Genomic DNA, 18,046 nt, shown 5'->3' with positions numbered 1-18,046 from the left:
ATGTGTTAGGCACGCCGCCAGCGTTCGTTCTGAGCCAGGATCAAACTCTCCAATTGTATTCTTGGTTTGCTTGAACCGGCGTTCCCCGAGACCCGGCTAAGGAGTCTCGGCTCGCTGATTCGTCGGCGCCTCCCTCTCGCTGCGCTTTTCAGCGCTGCTCTTGAGGCGAAGCGCCCTCAAAAAATTGACTGCGGGTTTCCGCAATCCATTACTACTTGGGCTTGCTATTTGGTTTTCAAAGACCGAGCCGCTTGTTTTTGCTTCGCGACTTTTGCTACCGTCTACTTCGTTGCCGGTTTCGTTTCAACCGGCGGGGTTGCAGCTTCTATTTCAGTTCGCAGTCAGCGTCAACTTCGCTTTTGCGTCCTGCGGGCTGCTTCGAAGTTCGTCGGCGCCGTCCAGTGACTTCCGCCGCTTCTTTTCGAAGGGGAGCGGCTTCTACTTCAGCGCCGCGTTCCCTGTCAACCGCTTGCTGTCAGCTTCCTTCACCGCTTTGCGTCCGTTGTGTTGCCTTCCGGACCGCTGCTTCTTCGGTGGGGCGCGGCTTCTATCTCTTCGCCGCGTTCGCTGTCAACTCGCTTGGTTGACTGCCCTATTTCCTTGTCGGTGCTGCTCTCTCTTACGAAGTGCCTTCCGCGCCAGTGCGCGGGCTTCGAAGCGAGTGGCGCGGCTTGTACCACCACCGCATCCGCGATCAACCATTTTAGTGGCGACCGTTTGCTGCTGTCCGCTCTCTGCGTTCCGACTTGCTGCCTTCGGTTCGGGTCGAGCGGGGCGCGGCTTCTACCTCTTTGCCGCGTTCGGGATCAACAACCTTCGTCGATCCTTTTCTTCCCCGCGTTACTTCCCGAGGCCCGAGGGCCAGCGGTCCGTTGCGCGGAGGTCCAGTCTCTAACGCTTCGGTTCGGAGACGTCAAACCCTGATTGATCCGGGCCTGATCATTCGTCCCAGCCGCCGGGGATATGGGCACGCCGTTCCAAGGTGTGAACCCCCGGCTCCGGCTTTCTTCTTTCCCCGTCACTTCCCTCGGCGTGTCGCCTGCTCCTCATCCAGTGGGGCGCGCCATCGTGTCCCAAAGAGCCCGTCCGCCAGAGGGAAGGTGATGTTGAAGTTGTGCCGCCCCATCTGAACGGGATCGTGGTGCACCTGATGGTGGCGCCGGAGGAAGGAGATGCCGGGCAGCCGGGCGCTCCAGTGGTTGCTCGGCAGGTGCGTGGCGAAGTGCACCCACTCGTACGACAGGTAGTAGCCGAGCGCCGTGGCGGCGAAGAGCCAGCCCGCATTGGGGGAAATCAGCAGGAAGCAGAGCGCTCCGAGCGGGGCGGCGATGGCTCCCAAGAAGAAGAGGAGCAGCACCGGCGGGAAGAGCACCATCTTGAAGTCCCGGCTGGACTCGTACGCCATCGCCTCGTGGGTGAAGAAGCGGTGGTGCTGGACGGTGTGCCGCTCGAACACCAGGCCCAGGCCCCGGGTGCGGTGGTGCATGGGGCCCCGGTGGCCGAGGAACTCGACCGTGTTCGCGAGCGCGATGACCGCGGGGACTCCGAGCAGCTCCCAGAGGCGGGGGGCCTCCACCTGGCTCAGCGCCAGGGCGATTCCCCCCAGGCAGACGAGGCTGGTGAAGGCGAAGTGGACCTGCCCCCGGTAGCCGGGCCCGATGGCCTGGGCCCGGTACTCCTCACGGAAGGCCTGGACCTTGCGGGGGACAGAGGGCGGTTCCATGCGTCAGGAGCGCTTCGTCCCCTTGCCTTCCGAGGGCTCTTCCTTCCGGCGCGCGAGCGACTTCTGCAGCTTCTTCATGCGGTCCAGGATGAGGGTCCGCTTCAGGCTGGAGAGGTGGTCCACGAAGACGTGGCCGTCCAGGTGGTCGATTTCGTGCTGGAGCACGTGCGCGAGCCGGCCGTCCGCCTCCAGCTCGTGCCACTGGGCCGTCTTGTCCTGGTAGCGGACCTTCACGCGCTCGACGCGGGGACACTTCTCCCAGACGTCCGGCACGGAGAGGCAGCCCTCCTCCAGCTTCACGCTCCCCTCCTTCGAGAGCATCTGGGGGTTCACGATTTCGAACTGGGTGCCGTCCTCGCGGCCGACGATGGCCACTCGAAGGGGGACTCCCACCTGGTTGGCCGCGATGCCGATGCCCTTGGCTTCCGCCATGGCCTCCGCCATCTCCTGGAGGAGCGTTTCGAGCGCCGGGCCGAAGTCGGTCACGGGCTGGGTAGACGTGGTGAGAACCTTGTGGGGCCAGATGACGATGTCGCGAGCCATGCGTCGGACTCTGCCATGCGGCCCCTTCCATTGCTCGGCAGTTCCGCTAGACCGGCGGCATGCACCCGAACGCCCAGCTCATCACCGACTTCTATTCGGCCTTCCAGCGGCGCGACGCGGACGGCATGGCCGCCTGCTACCACCCGGACGTGGAGTTCAACGACGCCGTGTTCCAGGGCCTGCGCCATGCGAGCGTCACCTCCATGTGGCGCATGCTGCTGGAGCGCGGCAAGGACCTGGAGGTCGTCTTCAGTCAGGTCCAGGCCGATGACCGCACGGGCAGCGCGCACTGGGATGCGCGTTACACCTTCAGCCAGTCGGGCCGGAAGGTGCTCAACCGCATCGACGCGACCTTCGAGTTCGCCGACGGGAAGATTGTCCGCCACACCGACCGGTTCCCCTTCTGGACCTGGTCGCGGCAGGCGCTGGGACCGGTGGGATGGGCGCTCGGGTGGACGCCGCTCTTGCACAACAAGGTGCGCGCCCAGGGCGCCGCGGGCCTGCGCAAGTACATGAAGGAGCGCGGCATCCAGGGGCCTTGAGTTACTCCCTCACGTCGAGCGTCTTCAGCGTCACGGACTCCCTGGGGCCCCGGCGTGACAGGGTCGCCTCGCAGCGCACCTGGCCCATCCAGTCCGTGTAGCGCAGCGACGCATTGCCGTCCGCGTGCAGCCACAGCGTCGCGTGACCGTGGTTGCCCCGGTCCTGGCGCACGCCCGTCCATTCCGGGAAGCGCGGCCGGGATTCGAAGAAGCGGACCGGTGCCACCGGGTACTTCGGGGCATCCCGGCGCTCGGAGGGGAAGCCTCCGTGGCCCAGGCTGGCCCCGAGGAAGGGCAGCCCCGGTGCGCGGTCGTACAGCGCTCCAGCCTGGGCGCCTCCCCAGCACCAGAGGTCCACCCACTCGCGCTCCACGATGAGGGTGCGCAGGTCCTCCGTCACCAGCGGGGCGAGCCGCTCCGCGTCCGGACCGTAGGGCGCGGCGTGGGTCAGCAGGATGTTCATCGCTCCCCGCCGGCGTCCCTCCGACAGGCGTTGCTCCAGCCATTGCAGCAGCGCGGGCTCGCGGTGGCGGCCTGCTTCGAACCACGCGGTGTCCAGACCGATGAGCTGGAAGCGCTCCGCGGCGAGGCAGAAGTAGCTGCCTTCCTGCGGGTGACGGGGGCTCGCTCCCCGCCGCTCGTCCAGGTAGCGGAAGTAGGCGCCCGCGCCCGAGCGCATCTCCGGCGGCGCGTTCAGCGTCAGCAGCGCCGTCGTCCCGAGCAGCGGCTCCAGCGGCTCCGCCACGTGCGCGTCGAATTCGCCCTGGCGGCCCGAGTAGAAGACGCCGCCCAGGTGCACCGCGCAGTCCAAACGCTCGCCGCGCATCACCAACTGCCGGGCGATGTACCGGGAGGCGTATTCGCCCGTGCCGAAGTCCCCGAAGAGCGCCACCTCCACCGGCTGGCCAGCTCCGGCTCTCGCAACGGGTAGACGAAGCGGCTCTTCGCGCCGAAGTGCCAGCGGAATGGGGCCTGCCGCACCGCCGCGCCCTGCTCCAACCAGACCGGACCGCTGAACAACAGCCAGCCTCGCAGGTCCGATTGCGGCTCGAAGCGCGTGCGCGTGGGGTCGATGGGGATCTCCTCCGTCCTCAGCGGGAAGGTGAAGTCCGCGGGCAGACCTCCCGTCCCCTGACGGGCGTGGCGCTCCGTCGCGTCCAATTGCTCCTGGAGCTGGCCGGGGTCCGTGAAGAGCAGCTCGAGCTCTCGCAGCGCCTCCACGAACGCGCCCACCGTGACCCTCGCGCCCAGGCCACTCTCCGTCCAGCGCAGCACGTCCTCTGGCTCCCGCAGGAAGGCGGACTTGAGCGCCTCCAGCTCCTCCGGGCCGAGGAGGGGCAGGTCCGTGTCCTCCGGCGGCGGTGCTTCCGCCGGCACGGCCCTTCCGCTCGCGGGCGGCCGATAGCCGAGCGATTCGTAGAGCGGATTCCACCTGCTTTCCATGCGTCCCCCTGGTGATGGCGTCGGATGCCCAAGGACGTATTCTCCCAGGCATCCCCGACATTCCTGCTCACCCTGGGGTGCCGAAAATGGGGGCCACGCTCAGGGCGCAGAGGTGCCCGTGCCTTCCTTCCGGAAGGTGTAGAGCGTGTAGTACGAGCCCGTGGCGAAGCCGGGCAGCTTGAGCGGGTTGAACACACTCAGGTTCGTCAGCACGCCGCCCACGAAACCCGGCGGCACCTCCACCAGTTTGAGCGCGCCTCCGGCGAGCACCACGCCCGCCTGGGGCTGGTCGTTGCTCACGAGCACGCATTCGCCCTGCGCGGTGAAGGCTCCCACCGGCAGGAGGAAGCGCGCGTAGAACGGCACCTGCGTGCCCGGGGTGAAGGCCCGGTCCGTCAGCCGGAAGCAGGCCGTGGCCGAGCCCACCCTTTCGTAGCCGCCATCGCCCGCGGGCACATACAGGCCCGCGCCCAGCTTCACGGTGGGCGTGAAGGGCGCCGCCGCGCACACCGCTTCATCCGGCGGCGTCGCGGCGTCCTCCTGCGAGCGAAAGGCATACACCCACTCGTCGCCGGATTGCAGCCGCACCGTGGCTCCTGCCTGTTCCTGGGACATGTCCAAACCCATCCTTCGTCGAGGACAGCGAGGACTGCGTGGGTCGTGCTCCGGTCACTGCCAGGACAGCGCGTACTCCGTGTCCACCGGGCCCGTCTGCCGGCCCTTCACCTGGACGCCTCGGGCACCGAGCGCCTCGATGACCGCCTGGAGCACACCTTCGTGGTACGCGGGCGGCATGAAGTCCCGCCTCATGATGAGCTTGCCCGCGCGGTCGCTGGACCACTCCACGCTGCGCTCGCCGTAGCTCACCGCCGCGCGGTAGCCCGTGGGCAGGTTCGTCACCAGCCGCTTGGGGCTGTCACCCGCGAGCAGCAACAGTGTCTTGCCCGCCGCCGACGACAGGAAGTCCGTGGTGGCCTGCGTGCCCATCTTGCGCAACATCGCGTCGAAGCCGCCCAGCTGCGGGCCCATCAGCTGCGCTCCCGTGAAGGACAGCTTCAGGAAGCCCGCCACCGGGTAGTTGAAGAAGTCGACGAACTTCTTCTCCTGCACCACCGCCAGGCACTTCTCCACCGCGGCATCGCCGCCCAGGATGCGCACCGCGTTCAACGCGCCGTTGAAGAACATGCCTCGGGCCGTGTCGTCGGGGGTCGCCAGGGACAGGCGTTTCTCCAGGTCCTGGGCAATGGCCGGCTCCAGTACCGCGACTTCCTTGCGCTGCTCACTCATAGAGGGGGGAATCTCCGGGGGGGAGGAGATGAACACCCGTGCGCGCTACAGCCGCACGAGCTGGGCCCCATAATGGACGTTGGCACCGACAGCCGCCACCACCACCAGGTCCCCACTGCCGAGTGCAACACGACCCTGCTCCAGGTCGTCCGCCAGGAGAATCAACATCCCGGCCGCGGACGTATTGCCAATGCGATCCACGTTGCAGGCCACGGACTCCTTCGGCAGACCCGCCCGGGTCACGAACGAATCCATCACCCGCTTGTTGGGCTGGTGGAAGTAGTAGCGCTTCACCTGTTCACGCAGCGTGGGTGTGAGCACCGCGTCCAGGCACTTCTGCATGTACTCCGGGTAGCTGCGCGCGACCTTGAAGCCGTCCACCACGAAGGCCATGTCGGACGGGCGCGTGCGACCCGGCTGATAGGGCAGCTTCAGCATGCCGCCGCCCCGGCGCGTCACGAGCTCCGCGTACGCGTTGCCGGAGAACGAGGAGAGGATGCCCGGACCGTCCTCGTCACCCTCCTGATTGCGCAGCACCACCGCGCCCGCGCCGTCTCCGAAGACATACATGGACAGGTAGGCGTTGAGCGCCTTGGGGCGGCCCGGCGTGGGCGGCAGTTCGTCCGTGTAGACCTCCCGGTTGAGCAGCGGCGAGGTGAACGCCGAGGCCACCACCGCCACCGTGCGGAAGCGGCCGCCCTCCATCATCTTGCGCACCAGGTCCAGCACGTAGGGCGTGCCGCCGCAGCCGTCGTCCACCACCAGCGCGAAGGCGTCCTCGCGCAGGCCCAGCCGCTCGTGCAGCACCATGGCGTCGTGGTTGAAATGCGGCGCGTCCGGGGTGCACGTCACCACGAAGAGCGCGTCCAGCTCCTTCGGATCCACGCCGCCGCGGGAGAGGGCCTGGCGCAGCGACACCTCGCACATGTCCGTGTTCGTCGCCGGATAGAAGCGCCCCAGCACGTCGTCTGGCGGCGGGATGGCGCGGCCCGTCTCATCGTCGAAGTCCCAGAGGAAGCGGCGCTCCTTGATGCCAATCTTTTCTTCGATGCGGGCGGCCGACCAACCGGGGATTGCCTTCGCGATCCGCTCGTTGGAGATGGTCCGTGCTGGGACGAACGAACCCGCGCCCACCACACACACCCGTTCGGTCATTTCCATGGCCTCGCGATTTCACAGCCTTGCCGGACGGGATGGATTCCCTGGCACGCGTGCATAGAGCACGTTCCAGGCCACTTCCTAAGCCCTTGGAAAGACGGAGTTCCTGTTTCTGGACGCGTCATTCGTGAAGTACAGGCCAGGACAGAACTGCCCAGGAGGCCTGTGAAATCCGCAGGATGCGGAATACTTCAGAAGTGAAGCTATCGACGTGGAATGAATCACACGCGATGTGTCAATTCACTTCCGGTGACATCCAATACACAGACCGTATCTACCATTGGGCCGGCAATATCAATGACCCGCGAGTCGGCAAGGGGCCACATCGCCAGCAAGCCGCGCCGGGCTCCTCTTCTTATTGCGCGGGCCCGGACCGATTGGATCTCCCCGCGACCCCTTATTCTGGGCCGCGGGGGTCCGTGGCTTCTTCAGAAGGGGATGTTGTCGTCGTCGCCGGGGGGCGGGATGTCGCCGTCGTCCGGCGGGTTGCCGAAGCCGTAGCCACCGCCCCGGCCTCCACCGCCACCGCGCGCGGGGGGCTCGCCACCGCCGCCGCCCTCACCGCGCTGCCGGGCGATCTCCGCCTCGATGGAGGCCAGGAGCTGGCGCTCCTTGTCGTGCCAGCGCGACTTGCTGGGGTCCGACAGGGAGCGGCGCGCGCCGTTGGCGTAGAACTCCAGGTCCTGGAGGCTGGCGCCGTAGACGGGGGCGCCCTTGCTGCGGCCGTAGTTGGGCAGGAGCGTGCCGTCGCCGCCACCACCGGACGGGGCGCCCGAGGCCGCGGGACGGCGATACGCCGGGGCCGACGCCGCGACGGGCGTGGCGCTCATGGACAGCTCGCCCAGTTGCAGCGTGAAGCCTTCGCCGTTCCTGTACGCCGTGCCCACCCGAACCTGCTCCACCGAACCGTCGGGACGGCGGACCGCGACGGTGACTGGATATTGCTCGCTCATGGGGCCGGGATTCACACCGCCACGGCCCGCATGTCAATCGAAGGAAGCAACCCGCGTCGGGGTTGACGCACGCACGGCGGGCCGCTCGGGGCGACCCGTCACGCGGGGAGGGCCACGGACGACGTCCTCCGTCAGGTCAGCGACACCATGCCGCCGCTGGAGCCCTTCTTGCGCACCCACGCCTTGGGCTTGGGCGGCACCGCGGGCGCGGCCGGCTTCGCCGATTCCTTCAGCGCCTGGCTGCCCGCGCGACCTCGCGGCAGCGTGACGTCCGGGACCGACTGCGGCTTCGCGCCATCCACCCACGCGTCCGGACGGCGGCCGGTGCGGATGAGCAGGCGCAGCTTCTGGTAGTGCGCCGAGCAGTAGCCCTTGGAGCGGCTCTGGCGCTTGCAACCGATGACGGCGCAGGCCTGGTTGTCTTCCGCGGCGGCGGCCTTGGGCGGACGACCCGGAGACTTCGCGGCGGGCGCCTTCACGGGCGCGGCCTTCGCGGCCGGCATCTTCGCGGCCGGCATCTTCGCGGCGGGCGCGGCCTTCGCGGGCGCGGCCTTCGCGGCGGGCGCGGCCTTCGCGGCGGCCTTTGGCGGACGGCCCGGACGGCGGCGGGCAACCGGCTCCGGCGCCAGCGTGGGCGTGCGCACGCCCGCCACGGCACCCAGGCGGCTGGACAGCGGCGCCAGGCGGTCGGTCACCGCGCGCAGTGCATCCAACGCATCCAGCCCCTTGGCCATACGGGCCACGGCCTTCTGAACGGGAGCCAGTTGCAGTTGCAACTCGCGGCGGACCATGTCGCGAAGTTCGGTTTCAAGGGAAAGTGGGGCCATGTGGGGCAGGATATACACCCATCCGCCCGTCTAGGGATGGAAACATTCCCCAGGATGTTAAAGGAACCATCCATGACTCCGGTTCCCACTCCCGTTCGCTTCCGCGGCACCGACTCCTACCTCACGAGCGAGGGCCTGCAGGCGGCCGTCAATTGCGCCCTCACGCTCCAGCGCCCCCTGCTGGTCAAGGGCGAGCCCGGCACGGGCAAGACGCTGCTGGCGGAAGCGATTGCCCAGGGACTGGGATTGAAGCTGCTCACCTGGCACGTGAAGAGCACCACGCGCGCGCAGGACGGCTTGTATGTCTACGACACCGTGCAGCGGCTGTATGACTCGCGCTTCGGGGACGGGGACGTGCGAGACATCCGGCGATACATCCGCATGGGGCCGCTGGGCGAGGCGTTCGCTTCTCCGGAGCGCGTGGTGCTGCTCATCGACGAAGTGGACAAGGCGGACCTGGAGTTCCCCAACGACCTGCTCCACGAGCTGGACCGGATGCGCTTCCGCATCTCCGAGACCAACGATGAGGTCGTGGCGAAGAACCGGCCCGTGGTGCTCATCACCAGCAACAACGAGAAGGAATTGCCTGACGCGTTCCTGCGCCGGTGCGTGTTCCACTTCATCGACTTCCCGGAGCGCGAGCTCATGCAGCGCATCGTGGACGTGCACCACCCGGGGCTGGACTCCGCGCTGGCGGACCAGGCGCTCAAGGTCTTCTACGAGCTGCGCGCGATGACGCGCCTGCGCAAGCGGCCGTCCACCAGCGAACTCATCGACTGGATTTCGGTGCTCAAGGCCAACGGCATCGTGGAGTTGAAGCTGGAGGAGCAGCTGCCGTTCCTGGGCGCGCTGCTCAAGAAGGAGCAGGACCTGGTGGCGGTGGCGGAAGCCTTCGGACGCGGCCGGCGGACGCGCGCGTAAAGGGCACGGGGGCCACGCCATGTTCCTGCCGTTCTTCTACGAGCTGCGAAAGCGCGGGGTGAAGGTGGGCGCGCAGGAGGCGCTCGCCCTGGCCGGGGCGCTGAAGGCCGGGCTGCATGACAGCAGCCTGGATGGGTTCTACCACGTGGCTCGCGCGCTCCTGGTGCACTCGGAGACGCAGCTGGATGCCTTTGACCAGGCGTTCCTCGCGCACTTCCAGGGCGTCGCTTCCGACGCGCTGAAGCTCACCGAGGAGCTGTTGTCCTGGTTGGAGGAGGCGAAGGAGCGCACCGACCTGAGCCCGGAGGAGCTGGCGCTCCTGGAGCAGTGGGACCCGGAGGAGCTGCGCCGCCAACTGGAGCAGCGCCTGAAGGAGCAGACCGAGCGCCACGACGGCGGCACGCGCTGGGTGGGCACGGGCGGCGCGTCTGCCTTTGGCAACAACGGCATGGCCCGGCAGGGCGTGCGCATTGGCGGCACGGGCGGACGTCAGGGCCAGGCGCTGTGGCAGGCCGGGGCTCGCAAGTACGCGGGCTACCGCGACGACCTGGTGCTGGACACTCGGCAGATGGCGGTGGCGCTGCGCAAGCTGCGGGCCTTCGCGCGCGAGGGCGTGGCGGAGGAATTGGACATAGACGAGAGCATCGCCGCCACCGCGAAGAACGCGGGCGAGCTGGAGGTGGTGACGCGTCCGCCGCGCAGGCCCAACACGCGCGTGGTGCTGTGCATGGACGTGGGCGGGTCCATGGACCCGTACGCGCACCTGGTGAGCCGGCTGTTCAGCGTCGCCAGCCAGGCCACGCACTTCAAGGAGCTGCGCACCTACTACTTCCACAACTGCGTCTACGGGAAGCTGTACGCCACGCCGCAGCTGACGGGCGGCATCACCGTGCCGGAGCTCACCGCGCAGGTGGGAAGACATCACAAGCTGGTGATGGTGGGCGACGCGTCCATGGCCCCGTATGAGCTGGGCATCCGCACGGATGCCAATGGCCAGTACCGCCAGGAGGGCCTGGAAGGGCTCACGTGGCTGATGCAACTGGCGCAGCACTTCGAGCGCAACGTGTGGCTCAACCCGGAGCCTCGCGGGTCGTGGCGCTCGGGCAGCATCGCGGTCATCGCCAATGTGTTCCCCATGTTCTCCCTCACCGTGGAGGGGTTGGGTGAGGCGGTGACCCACCTCACCCGCGGGAAGACGCCCCGGGGTGCGATGGCGCGGCGGTAGGCGGCGCGTCCGTCAGGGCTCCGGGCCGGAGAGGGGTTCGTCTTCCTTCCGGCCCAGGCGCCGCTCGATGGCCTTGCGGTGCACACCCAAGAGTCGCGCGGCCGCGCTCTTGTTGCCCTCCGCCAGTGTCATGGCTTCGGTGATCATCGCCTGCTCCAGACGCGCCAGCTTGTCTCCCGCGTCGGGCATCCGCAGCATTGTCCGCACGAGCTCCTTCAGAGGGTCCTCGCGCGAGGTGCCCTGGCTGGGCCGGCCCGGCAGTTCCGAGAGCACGTCGGGGGTGATTTCGTCCGTCTCGGCGAACACCGCCAACCGGTCCACGAGGTTGCGCAGCTGACGCACGTTGCCCGGCCAGGCCATCCGGGTGAGCAGGTCCACGGCCTCCGAGGAGAAGCGCAGGGGCCGCCGCTGCTGCTGGACGAAGTGGGCGAGCAGCGCCGGGATGTCCTCGCGCCGCTCCTCCAGCGAGGGCACCCGGACCTCCAGCACGTTGAGCCGGAAGTAGAGGTCCTCGCGAAACCGCCGCTGGCGCACCAGTTCATCCAGGTCCGCGTGCGTCGCGGCCACCACCCGGCCCTGGAAGGGCTGCTCCGCCGTCGCACCGATGGGGCGGAAGTGCCCGGCCTCCAGCACTCGCAGGAGCTTGGCCTGGAGGCTCAGCGGCAGCTCCGCGATTTCGTCCAGGAAGAGCGTCCCCTGCCCTACTGCCTTCATCAGGCCGTCCTGCCGCCGCTCCGCTCCGGTAAAGGCTCCTCGCTCGTGGCCGAAGAGCTGTGACTCCATGAGCTGTTCGGGGATGGCGCCACAGTTGATCTCCAGGAGCGGCGCGTCCGGCCTGGGCCCCAAGGCGTGGAGCGCTCGGACCGCGCCTTCTTTTCCGGCGCCCGTGGGGCCCAGGACGAGGACGGGGCGGTCCGACAGGGCCACCCGACGCACCAGGGACAGCATGCGCTGGTGCGCGGCGGAGCCTCCCACCATCCCCGGCATCCGTTGGGCGCCTTCGCGCGCGCGGAGGACCTGCACCTCCTGCTCCAACCTTCGCCGGTCTCGCAGCCCTTCGAGGATGGGGACGATGAGCTCCGCGCAGAGATCGTCCTTGAGGACATAGTCGTAGGCGCCCAGGCGCATCGCGGTGCGGATCTCCGCCATCTCGTTGGAGACGGTGACGACGATGGGGACCGCGCTCGTGCGCTTGCGAATCTCCTCGATGAGGAGGAGTCCGTCGCGGTTGCGTGAGTCCGCGCTCAAGCGGATGTCCACCAGCGCCACGTCGATGGACTCCGCGGAGAGACACCTTCGCGCCTCGTCGAGGCTGGCGGCCTCCCGGAACTCCAGGCCCGCCATGGATGACAGCACCGTCGTGAGGACCCGCCGTGCGCTGCGCTGGTCATCGATGATGAGGATCTTCATGCACTCTCCAGCGAACGGGGGTCCGCGAGGCGACGGGCGTGGATGCGGAAGCAGGTGCGTCCCTGCTCGCGGTGGACGGCGATGTTCCAGCCGAAGCGCCGCACGATTCGCTGCGTGACGGACAGGCCCAGGCCCAGCCCTTCCTTGCGCGTCGTCACCCAGGGGTCGAACAGCGTCTCCTTCGCGGCCTCCGGGATGCCCGGGCCCGAGTCCCAGACCTCCAGGAGCTGCTCCGGGCCCTCCTCCCAGGCTCGCACTCCCATCTGCCCACCCTCCCCCGCCGCCTGGATGGCGTTGCGCAGGAGGTTGGCGAAGAGCTGCACCATGGCATCCGGCTCCGCGAGCAGTTGAAGCGACTCGGGGATGTCCACGGTGACGGCGATGCGCCTTGCCTGGACCTGATCTCGTATGAGGTCCAGGGCGCGGCGGGCTCGGGGCAGCACCGCCACTGGCTCCACGCGCGGCGGCGGCAGTGACAGCCGGCGCAGGGACCCGAGCATGCGCTCCAGCCGCTCAATCTCCTCCCGGCCGATGTCGACGTCCTCGGGCTCCAGCGGCTGGGACTGGCCTCCCTGACGGAGCAGGTGGCGGAAGAAGTTCAGCGGATAGGCAATCTCGTGGGAGATCTCCGCGCTCAGCACCGCGAGGGCGAGCCGCTTCTCCTCGTGCGCCGCGCCTACCTGCGCCTGCCGGAGCACGTCGAGCTCCTGGAGAACCTGGGCGTTGTGCAGCGCCACTCCGCCCAGGCTGGCGATGGTGTGGAGCAGTTCCAGGTCCGCGTTCGTGTAGAGCGCGGCCTGATGCTTGGGGGCCAGCAGCAAGACGCCCCGCAGCTCTCCTGATGAGCGCATGGGGACGAGGAGCCTCCGGTGCCAGGGGCCCTCCTGCGTCCACAGGTGCGTGCCTGCTTGAAGGTTGGTCAGCGCGTCCTCGGGCAGGTGCTCCACCGTCGACCATTCTCCCAGGTCGAGGACCTGAACCTGCCCCGTGGGCAACCAGCGCCGGACGACTCGCTCCAGCGTGTCCCGGAGGGCACCGGGCTCACGTGGGGCGGACAGCTCGTCGCTGAGCTGTTCCACGGTGGGACGGAACTGGAGGGTGGCAGGGAAGAAGAGTCGGACCACGAGCGGTCTGCCGAGCAAGACCAGGGCCAGGAAGGTGGCGAGCGCGACCAGGAGCGGCAGCGCCTGCGACACCGTGGAGACATCCAGGAACCGCCGCGTCGCGAGCCAGGCGAAGGAGGCCGCGAGCAGTCCCGCCAGCACGAGGGGAATGGCCAGCAACCGCCGCGTGAGCACCGCGGTCACCGCCAGCACGTTGTGCCGGATGAGGCCGTAGCCAATGGACAATGGCAGCAACGCGATGAAGCAGGGCACCACCAGGTAGAAGCCCCGGCCCGAGAACACAATCACCGCGAGCACGACCGGGAGCGCGGCGAGTCCCCAGGCCGCCGCGAGCAGCTCCGCCCGCGCGCGTCCGGTGCTGCCTCGGAGCCGGACGAGAATGGCCACTCCGCAGACCAGCAGCGAGCCCTGGGACGCGACGTCCACCCAGTGCCGAACCCGGGCTGTGTCGAGGCCCAGACCTGGAGCCATGAGCAGCCACGCCGCCGCGAGCACGGCCGCCACCGCCAGCAGCCATAGCGCGGTCAGCCAGAAGCGACGCAAGCGCACGGGCCGCTCCGGGAAAGCGTAGCCCAACCACACGCTGCCCACCGCTGTCCCCAGACGCGACACGATGAAGAGCGGCATGAAGGTGGCTCGCGTGTGGTAGTCGAACAGCGTGAGCAGGAAGACATGGCTGGAGATGCACAGCACGCCGTAGGCCAACGCTCCGTCCCTCCGGCCCGCGAGCAGCAACACCAGCAGGCCGGACCACAGCAGGAAGCCTCCCACCAGGGCGTAGACCCCGAAGAGGAACAGGCCTTCTTCCGCTCCGAAGTGGCGCAGGGGTTGGCTCAGGGTGAGGCGTTCTCCTCCTCGCCGCAGGAAGGTCAGCGCCACGTGGGAGTGGCCCTGCCGCTCCGCCTCCTGGACACAGGCGCTCAGCTGCGTTCCGGGCAGCCCTGACTTCGCGACGTCTCCGTCCAGGGGGATTCCCTCGCAGGCCACGAGGAGGTCCGGGTGGCGCAAGGGCATCCGGCGGCCCTCGCTCCACGTGGGCAGGTAGACGGAGGAGAAGGCTCCGTAGGGGTCCACCAGCAGCGAGGCGAAGGGGGTGCCGAGCGTGGTCGACACCTGCCATGCAACCCCCGCGCTCAGCCCTACGCCCAGGATGGCGAGGAGGAGGACGGTCCACCACCGGCTGCGCGTCACGCCAGACGTCATGGCCCCGGGCTCCTTGCCCCAGCGGGTTCATGGGCTCGTGACGGTGGGCCCCCCATAGAGCTGTGTCACGGCCGCCATCAAGGCGAGAGCGCTCATCTCCGCCTGGAGTGACGACTTCCCGGAATGGGATTCATCCAGGGAACGTGCGCGGTCCGCAAGCCAGGCGCCCAATTCGTGGAAGCCGCCTTCGCGCGCCACGGCCGCCCCGAGCCGGGCCACGCCGGGCGCGGTGCGCAGCAAGCCTCGGGGTGGATGGCCCAGGGCCTCTGGGAAACCGATGCCGTGGAGCCGGGCATCCTCGTCCGCGTCGAGGGCATCGTCGAGACATTGGGAGCTGAGCAGGAGCAGGTCGAAGGCTCGGCGGAACGAGGGCAGCCGCGAGGGGTCGCCGTGGGCGAGCAGGAGGCAGAAGGCGCTGGTTCCCAGCCAGGACACCTTCTGGCTCACGAGGCAGGCGTACTGGGCCATGGACAGCCTGCGGCGGGACAGCAGGGCCTTCTCGGTGGCCACGGCCTCGGCCCAGTCCTCCAGGGCCACCTTGATGGCCTCGGTCGCGAGGACTTCGTTTCCGGTCGCCTCCGTCAGGGATTGCAGCCACTGGTCGAACAGGGCCTGACGGAGGCGGGGCCACTCCGGGCGCGGTGCGACCTGACCGTCGTCGAGCCGGTCGATGAGGAGCCCGAAGAAGCCTCCGCGGTGGTGGGCGCGGAGGTAGCGGGACTGGAGCTCTGGGGCGAGGCCCTGGCCCGGGCGCTCTGACGCGTAGAACGGCAGGCGCTGGAAGGGGGACAAGGCGCTGTAGTCGTCCCAGCCTCCTTCGGGGTGGGCGGTCAGGCCCAGGTGGAAGGGGAGCTCCTCCGCGAAGGGCTGGAGGTCCCTGGGCAGCGCTTCGAGCGTGATGGAGTATTCGAGGTCGCTGGGGCCCATGGGGTCAGTAGCAGATGTTGCCTTTGTCGAAGGGAGCGCCAATGATACACACGCCTCCTTCCTCATAGGGCTCCAGCTCCGACAGTTTCCTGTTCGCTAGCAGCGAAACCATCTGAGCAACAACCGCCTCGTCGATATCAAGCGTGACAAGCTTGGGCACAGTTTGTCCCTGCTTGTTCACTCGTGGCCACACGAAGCCCGTGAAGGCTTCGTCATTGAAGAGCACTCCCAGCACAACCTCAATGGCCCTTGGCCATTCAGCAAGGGCGGCTCTCTTCAACGCATGGAGATAGTTATGCGCCTGGTGGCTGTCCTCATGCCGGAACAACCAGTGATAGAGAAGCGCCAGCTCGTAAGAACCGAACTTGAGGACACCATACTCGTTCGGCTCATTGGGCTTCATCGCGTTCGGAATCTGGATGTCTTGCAGCAGCGCATATCTGGGTGAGAACGCCTCTTTGAGGCCATCCCATTGATTCTGACTCAGGGTCGAATTCGACGTAGTTTCAGACCTGGAAGCAACATAGAGGTCATTGAGCTTTGCGTCTGCCTTCACACGGGCCGTCGTGTCGTTCGTGGCACTGCCCCGTGCGGACCTCATGATCCCGCAGATCTCCTCACGGGTCTGGAGCCCCACATCCTGCTCCGTCGAATGTGTTTTCTCCGCCGGCACGGGCCTCTTGAAGAGCTGGCTGTAGACCCCTCTCAAGACGTCCCGTGAGAAGGCCTGGGGGGATTCAGCAGACACTTCCTCATCCTTCGGCTTCCCGATTCCTGACATGGCACGCCTCCTCAGGCTGTTTTTTGCGTTGACCATCCAAGCAACAGGCGTGCCTTGGCGTCCAGTCATGGGCAGATGACTGCCCCCGGGTCGTAACGCCTGCCTGAAGTGGACGAATTCGGCCACCTTGGCCGGGCAGGTGGCCGGGTTCGTCCAATGTCTCGCGGCCTTGCCCTGGCGCACGGGCGGCATGTGACTTGCTCAACAGCGATTCCTGTCAGGCCGACGCCCGATTTCGTAGCACCGCGTCCGGCCGGACCCGCCCTTGAGGATCGCCATGCACGAACGAACTGGCGGGGCCGTGCTGCCCCGACTCCTGGCTTTGCTGTGTCTGCTCTGCTCCTTGAGCGCCTCCGCGCAGCCCTATGAGTACCTGGCTGTCTATGAACCCATGTCGGAGACGGCGAAGCCGCTTCGATTGGAAGTCACCCAGAACGGACTGCTGCCCGATGGTGGGGAGCAACACCGGCTCGACCGGCTCGTGGTGCACTTCAAGACCGATGGCGTGTCCCTGAGCGCCCTGTCCCTCTTCAGCCGGCTGCGCTTCAAGGTGGAATCCAGCGCGGTCCAGGCGGAGACCGAGCTCCTCAAGGAGAACATCGAGAAGCTCCCCGACCGGGAGTTCGTCCTCGTGCGCTGGCGGGGCGACGACCGGCCTGAGCCCATCTCCAACCTCAAGATCACCGTGGAGGCCGTCTACACCGCGGAGTTCCTCTGCCTCCAAGAGGGGGCACTGCTCCAAAGCGAGCAAGACGCGACGCTTCAAGGCGTGCCACATCACAGCCCGCCGCCACCCCATCAAGACAGCACGAAAACGACTCTCCCCGCAGCGCCCCAAACCTTCCAGCGGCGTGTTCTCCGTGCTGGAGAGTCAGGGCCATCCCTCATCTACACGTTCTGCTACGACTCGGCGGACAAGGCGCGCGGAGGCATCGCGTGGGGCGAAGCCAGGACGCGCAAGTATCCCCCTCCTTCTGAAAACCCCTTCTTGTTCGGAGATGAGAAGGACAAGTCCGTCAGCTCCTTCCGCCAGGCACACAAGCGGGCGCTGTCGGACCGCATTGTCCGACGACTTAACGACCGCTTCTCCAGCTTCGGGCGCTCCCTGGTGTCCGAAACCTCCGAGCCCGACTACGACAACGTCCGTGTCGAGGTGAAGGACGCCCTCTCCCTCTCCATCGTCAAGAGCGTGGGCTCGCTGCTCCTCGTCGAAGAAGCGGGCGGAGCGGTGCAGCCCCTGGCGGACCTCATCGACCAGGACGCGGAGGTCGCCCTGCGGCTGAGCTACCCCCACTGCTATCAGTTTCCCTATGGCTCCATCATGAAGAGCCCCTGGGTCTTCGAGCTGGAGGTCCCCGACGGCAAGGACGGCAAGACGCGCAAGGCGAAGGTGGACCTGGGCTTCCAGGATGGCTGCACCCGGAAGCTGCTGGTGCCCTGGAAGGACTACCTCAACCAGCGCGTCACCTTCCGCGTCATCTACCGGGTCCCCGAGCGCGCCGACATCGTCGTCTTCAACGACTCCTTCAACGTCTACAACCTGGGGCTCATCACCACCGCGCCCGTCATCACGGAGATCGTCTCCGCCGCGCAGAAAGCCTCGCCCCGCGACGTCGAAGCCACGTCCAGCATTCCCGTCTCCTTCGCCCTGCCCATCAGCCCCAATCGCTCCGCGTCCGTGGCGGTCACGTTCCCCTTCACCCTCAGCTTCAACACGCGCACCTTCCCCAACCTGGCGGAATACTTCGCCGTGGCTCCCTCCGTCTCCCTGATCGCGGGCAACGCCTCGACGAGCTCCGCCGAAGAGGATGCCAACGTCCGGCTGGCCCTGGGCGTCGGCGTCAACCTGGCCCGGGCCTTCCACTTCGGTTACGCCTGGGCTCCTTCCGATGGCGGCCGGTACATCCTGCTGGGCATCTCCATCCCGGACCTGCTCCCGCTGCTGAAGAAGGGCGAGTAATAAAGGCAGGGTAATAGTC

The 18,046-nt window shown here is 67.6% G+C and carries 17 protein-coding genes; 4 read left to right on the top strand and 13 right to left on the bottom strand.

Annotated elements, in window-relative coordinates; translation table 11 throughout:
* Window positions 1-1,018 precede the first annotated feature (1,018 nt).
* Together D7Y21_RS11380 and def are read right to left on the bottom strand one after the other, a co-directional pair.
* Window positions 1,019-1,723, bottom strand: coding sequence for a sterol desaturase family protein (locus tag D7Y21_RS11380; protein ID WP_120564510.1), 705 nt, complete (start codon window positions 1,721-1,723; stop codon window positions 1,019-1,021).
* Window positions 1,724-1,726: 3 nt separating this feature from the next.
* Window positions 1,727-2,266, bottom strand: a complete 540-nt coding sequence (gene def, locus D7Y21_RS11375) for a peptide deformylase (RefSeq protein ID WP_121713120.1) — start codon at window positions 2,264-2,266, stop codon at window positions 1,727-1,729.
* Window positions 2,267-2,325: 59 nt separating this feature from the next.
* Here def and D7Y21_RS11370 point away from each other — a divergent pair, with 59 nt between their 5' ends.
* Complete coding sequence (locus D7Y21_RS11370) at window positions 2,326-2,808, top strand: nuclear transport factor 2 family protein (protein WP_120564512.1); 483 nt, start codon at window positions 2,326-2,328, stop codon at window positions 2,806-2,808.
* 1 nt (window position 2,809) lies between these two features.
* On the opposite strand, the gene D7Y21_RS42615 is transcribed toward D7Y21_RS11370, so the two are convergent.
* The 7 genes from D7Y21_RS42615 to D7Y21_RS11340 all read right to left on the bottom strand — a co-directional run bounded on the left by D7Y21_RS42615 (window position 2,810) and on the right by D7Y21_RS11340 (window position 8,476).
* The gene (locus tag D7Y21_RS42615) at window positions 2,810-3,706 is read right to left on the bottom strand and encodes a hypothetical protein (protein ID WP_233612062.1); all 897 of its coding nucleotides are present in this window, start codon (window positions 3,704-3,706) and stop codon (window positions 2,810-2,812) included.
* Window positions 3,634-4,251 carry a hypothetical protein gene (locus D7Y21_RS42610; protein WP_233612061.1) on the bottom strand — a complete coding sequence of 206 codons (618 nt, stop codon included), beginning with the start codon at window positions 4,249-4,251 and terminating at the stop codon, window positions 3,634-3,636. Before D7Y21_RS42610 ends, D7Y21_RS42615 begins: the two co-directional genes overlap by 73 nt.
* A 99-nt stretch (window positions 4,252-4,350) precedes the next feature.
* Complete coding sequence (locus tag D7Y21_RS11360; RefSeq protein WP_121713118.1) at window positions 4,351-4,866, bottom strand: hypothetical protein; 516 nt, start codon at window positions 4,864-4,866, stop codon at window positions 4,351-4,353.
* Window positions 4,867-4,920: 54 nt separating this feature from the next.
* A complete protein-coding gene (locus D7Y21_RS11355; RefSeq protein ID WP_121713116.1) occupies window positions 4,921-5,538 on the bottom strand; it encodes a DUF2378 family protein in 618 nt (205 codons plus the stop codon).
* A 45-nt stretch (window positions 5,539-5,583) separates the two neighbouring features.
* Complete coding sequence (locus tag D7Y21_RS11350; protein WP_120564767.1) at window positions 5,584-6,693, bottom strand: 3-oxoacyl-ACP synthase III family protein; 1,110 nt, start codon at window positions 6,691-6,693, stop codon at window positions 5,584-5,586.
* Between the two features lie 431 nt (window positions 6,694-7,124).
* Window positions 7,125-7,649, bottom strand: coding sequence for a hypothetical protein (locus tag D7Y21_RS11345; RefSeq protein ID WP_121713115.1), 525 nt, complete (start codon window positions 7,647-7,649; stop codon window positions 7,125-7,127).
* 131 nt (window positions 7,650-7,780) lie between these two features.
* Window positions 7,781-8,476: a vegetative protein gene (locus tag D7Y21_RS11340; protein ID WP_199735403.1), complete on the bottom strand. Its 696-nt coding sequence runs from the start codon at window positions 8,474-8,476 to the stop codon at window positions 7,781-7,783.
* Window positions 8,477-8,548: 72 nt separating this feature from the next.
* On the opposite strand from D7Y21_RS11340, the gene D7Y21_RS11335 reads away from it, so the two are divergent.
* Both D7Y21_RS11335 and D7Y21_RS11330 read left to right on the top strand, forming a co-directional pair.
* Entirely contained in the window at window positions 8,549-9,397 is an 849-nt protein-coding gene (locus D7Y21_RS11335) for a MoxR family ATPase (RefSeq protein WP_120564517.1), read from the top strand.
* A gap of 19 nt (window positions 9,398-9,416) precedes the next feature.
* Window positions 9,417-10,622 (top strand): VWA domain-containing protein, encoded by a 1,206-nt coding sequence (locus D7Y21_RS11330; RefSeq protein WP_121713111.1) that lies wholly within the window; start codon window positions 9,417-9,419, stop codon window positions 10,620-10,622.
* A 12-nt stretch (window positions 10,623-10,634) separates the two neighbouring features.
* Here the strand turns inward: D7Y21_RS11330 and D7Y21_RS11325 are convergent, their stop codons facing one another.
* The 4 genes from D7Y21_RS11325 to D7Y21_RS11310 are packed head-to-tail and all read right to left on the bottom strand — an operon-like array spanning window position 10,635 to window position 16,067.
* Window positions 10,635-12,032 carry a sigma-54 dependent transcriptional regulator gene (locus D7Y21_RS11325; RefSeq protein ID WP_120564519.1) on the bottom strand — a complete coding sequence of 466 codons (1,398 nt, stop codon included), beginning with the start codon at window positions 12,030-12,032 and terminating at the stop codon, window positions 10,635-10,637.
* A complete protein-coding gene (locus tag D7Y21_RS11320) occupies window positions 12,029-14,359 on the bottom strand; it encodes a GAF domain-containing sensor histidine kinase (protein ID WP_120564520.1) in 2,331 nt (776 codons plus the stop codon). The genes D7Y21_RS11325 and D7Y21_RS11320 overlap by 4 nt, the downstream gene beginning before the upstream one ends.
* A 27-nt stretch (window positions 14,360-14,386) precedes the next feature.
* A complete protein-coding gene (locus D7Y21_RS11315; protein ID WP_121713109.1) occupies window positions 14,387-15,286 on the bottom strand; it encodes a hypothetical protein in 900 nt (299 codons plus the stop codon).
* 4 nt (window positions 15,287-15,290) lie between these two features.
* Window positions 15,291-16,067 (bottom strand): hypothetical protein, encoded by a 777-nt coding sequence (locus D7Y21_RS11310; protein ID WP_121713107.1) that lies wholly within the window; start codon window positions 16,065-16,067, stop codon window positions 15,291-15,293.
* 277 nt (window positions 16,068-16,344) lie between these two features.
* Here D7Y21_RS11310 and D7Y21_RS11305 point away from each other — a divergent pair, with 277 nt between their 5' ends.
* Window positions 16,345-18,027 carry a hypothetical protein gene (locus D7Y21_RS11305; protein WP_147469257.1) on the top strand — a complete coding sequence of 561 codons (1,683 nt, stop codon included), beginning with the start codon at window positions 16,345-16,347 and terminating at the stop codon, window positions 18,025-18,027.
* Window positions 18,028-18,046: the final 19 nt, after the last annotated feature.

This window comes from Corallococcus sp. AB045 (assembly GCF_003668895.1).
Taxonomy (GTDB): domain Bacteria; phylum Myxococcota; class Myxococcia; order Myxococcales; family Myxococcaceae; genus Corallococcus; species Corallococcus coralloides.
The sequence above is the reverse complement of the archived record's forward strand: the minus strand, read 5'-3'. Positions and strand labels throughout refer to the sequence as shown.

What these genes read in the sequence shown, in the direction of transcription:
- D7Y21_RS11380 (WP_120564510.1), bottom strand. Translation starts at nt 1,723, where the DNA reads ATGGAACCGCCCTCTGTCCCCCGCAAGGTCCAGGCCTTCCGTGAGGAG.
- def (WP_121713120.1), bottom strand. Translation starts at nt 2,266, where the DNA reads ATGGCTCGCGACATCGTCATCTGGCCCCACAAGGTTCTCACCACGTCT.
- D7Y21_RS11370 (WP_120564512.1), top strand. Translation starts at nt 2,326, where the DNA reads ATGCACCCGAACGCCCAGCTCATCACCGACTTCTATTCGGCCTTCCAG.
- D7Y21_RS42610 (WP_233612061.1), bottom strand. Translation starts at nt 4,251, where the DNA reads ATGGAAAGCAGGTGGAATCCGCTCTACGAATCGCTCGGCTATCGGCCG.
- D7Y21_RS11360 (WP_121713118.1), bottom strand. Translation starts at nt 4,866, where the DNA reads ATGTCCCAGGAACAGGCAGGAGCCACGGTGCGGCTGCAATCCGGCGAC.
- D7Y21_RS11355 (WP_121713116.1), bottom strand. Translation starts at nt 5,538, where the DNA reads ATGAGTGAGCAGCGCAAGGAAGTCGCGGTACTGGAGCCGGCCATTGCC.
- D7Y21_RS11350 (WP_120564767.1), bottom strand. Translation starts at nt 6,693, where the DNA reads ATGACCGAACGGGTGTGTGTGGTGGGCGCGGGTTCGTTCGTCCCAGCA.
- D7Y21_RS11345 (WP_121713115.1), bottom strand. Translation starts at nt 7,649, where the DNA reads ATGAGCGAGCAATATCCAGTCACCGTCGCGGTCCGCCGTCCCGACGGT.
- D7Y21_RS11340 (WP_199735403.1), bottom strand. Translation starts at nt 8,476, where the DNA reads ATGGCCCCACTTTCCCTTGAAACCGAACTTCGCGACATGGTCCGCCGC.
- D7Y21_RS11335 (WP_120564517.1), top strand. Translation starts at nt 8,549, where the DNA reads ATGACTCCGGTTCCCACTCCCGTTCGCTTCCGCGGCACCGACTCCTAC.
- D7Y21_RS11330 (WP_121713111.1), top strand. Translation starts at nt 9,417, where the DNA reads ATGTTCCTGCCGTTCTTCTACGAGCTGCGAAAGCGCGGGGTGAAGGTG.
- D7Y21_RS11325 (WP_120564519.1), bottom strand. Translation starts at nt 12,032, where the DNA reads ATGAAGATCCTCATCATCGATGACCAGCGCAGCGCACGGCGGGTCCTC.
- D7Y21_RS11320 (WP_120564520.1), bottom strand. Translation starts at nt 14,359, where the DNA reads ATGACGTCTGGCGTGACGCGCAGCCGGTGGTGGACCGTCCTCCTCCTC.
- D7Y21_RS11315 (WP_121713109.1), bottom strand. Translation starts at nt 15,286, where the DNA reads ATGGGCCCCAGCGACCTCGAATACTCCATCACGCTCGAAGCGCTGCCC.
- D7Y21_RS11310 (WP_121713107.1), bottom strand. Translation starts at nt 16,067, where the DNA reads ATGTCAGGAATCGGGAAGCCGAAGGATGAGGAAGTGTCTGCTGAATCC.
- D7Y21_RS11305 (WP_147469257.1), top strand. Translation starts at nt 16,345, where the DNA reads ATGCACGAACGAACTGGCGGGGCCGTGCTGCCCCGACTCCTGGCTTTG.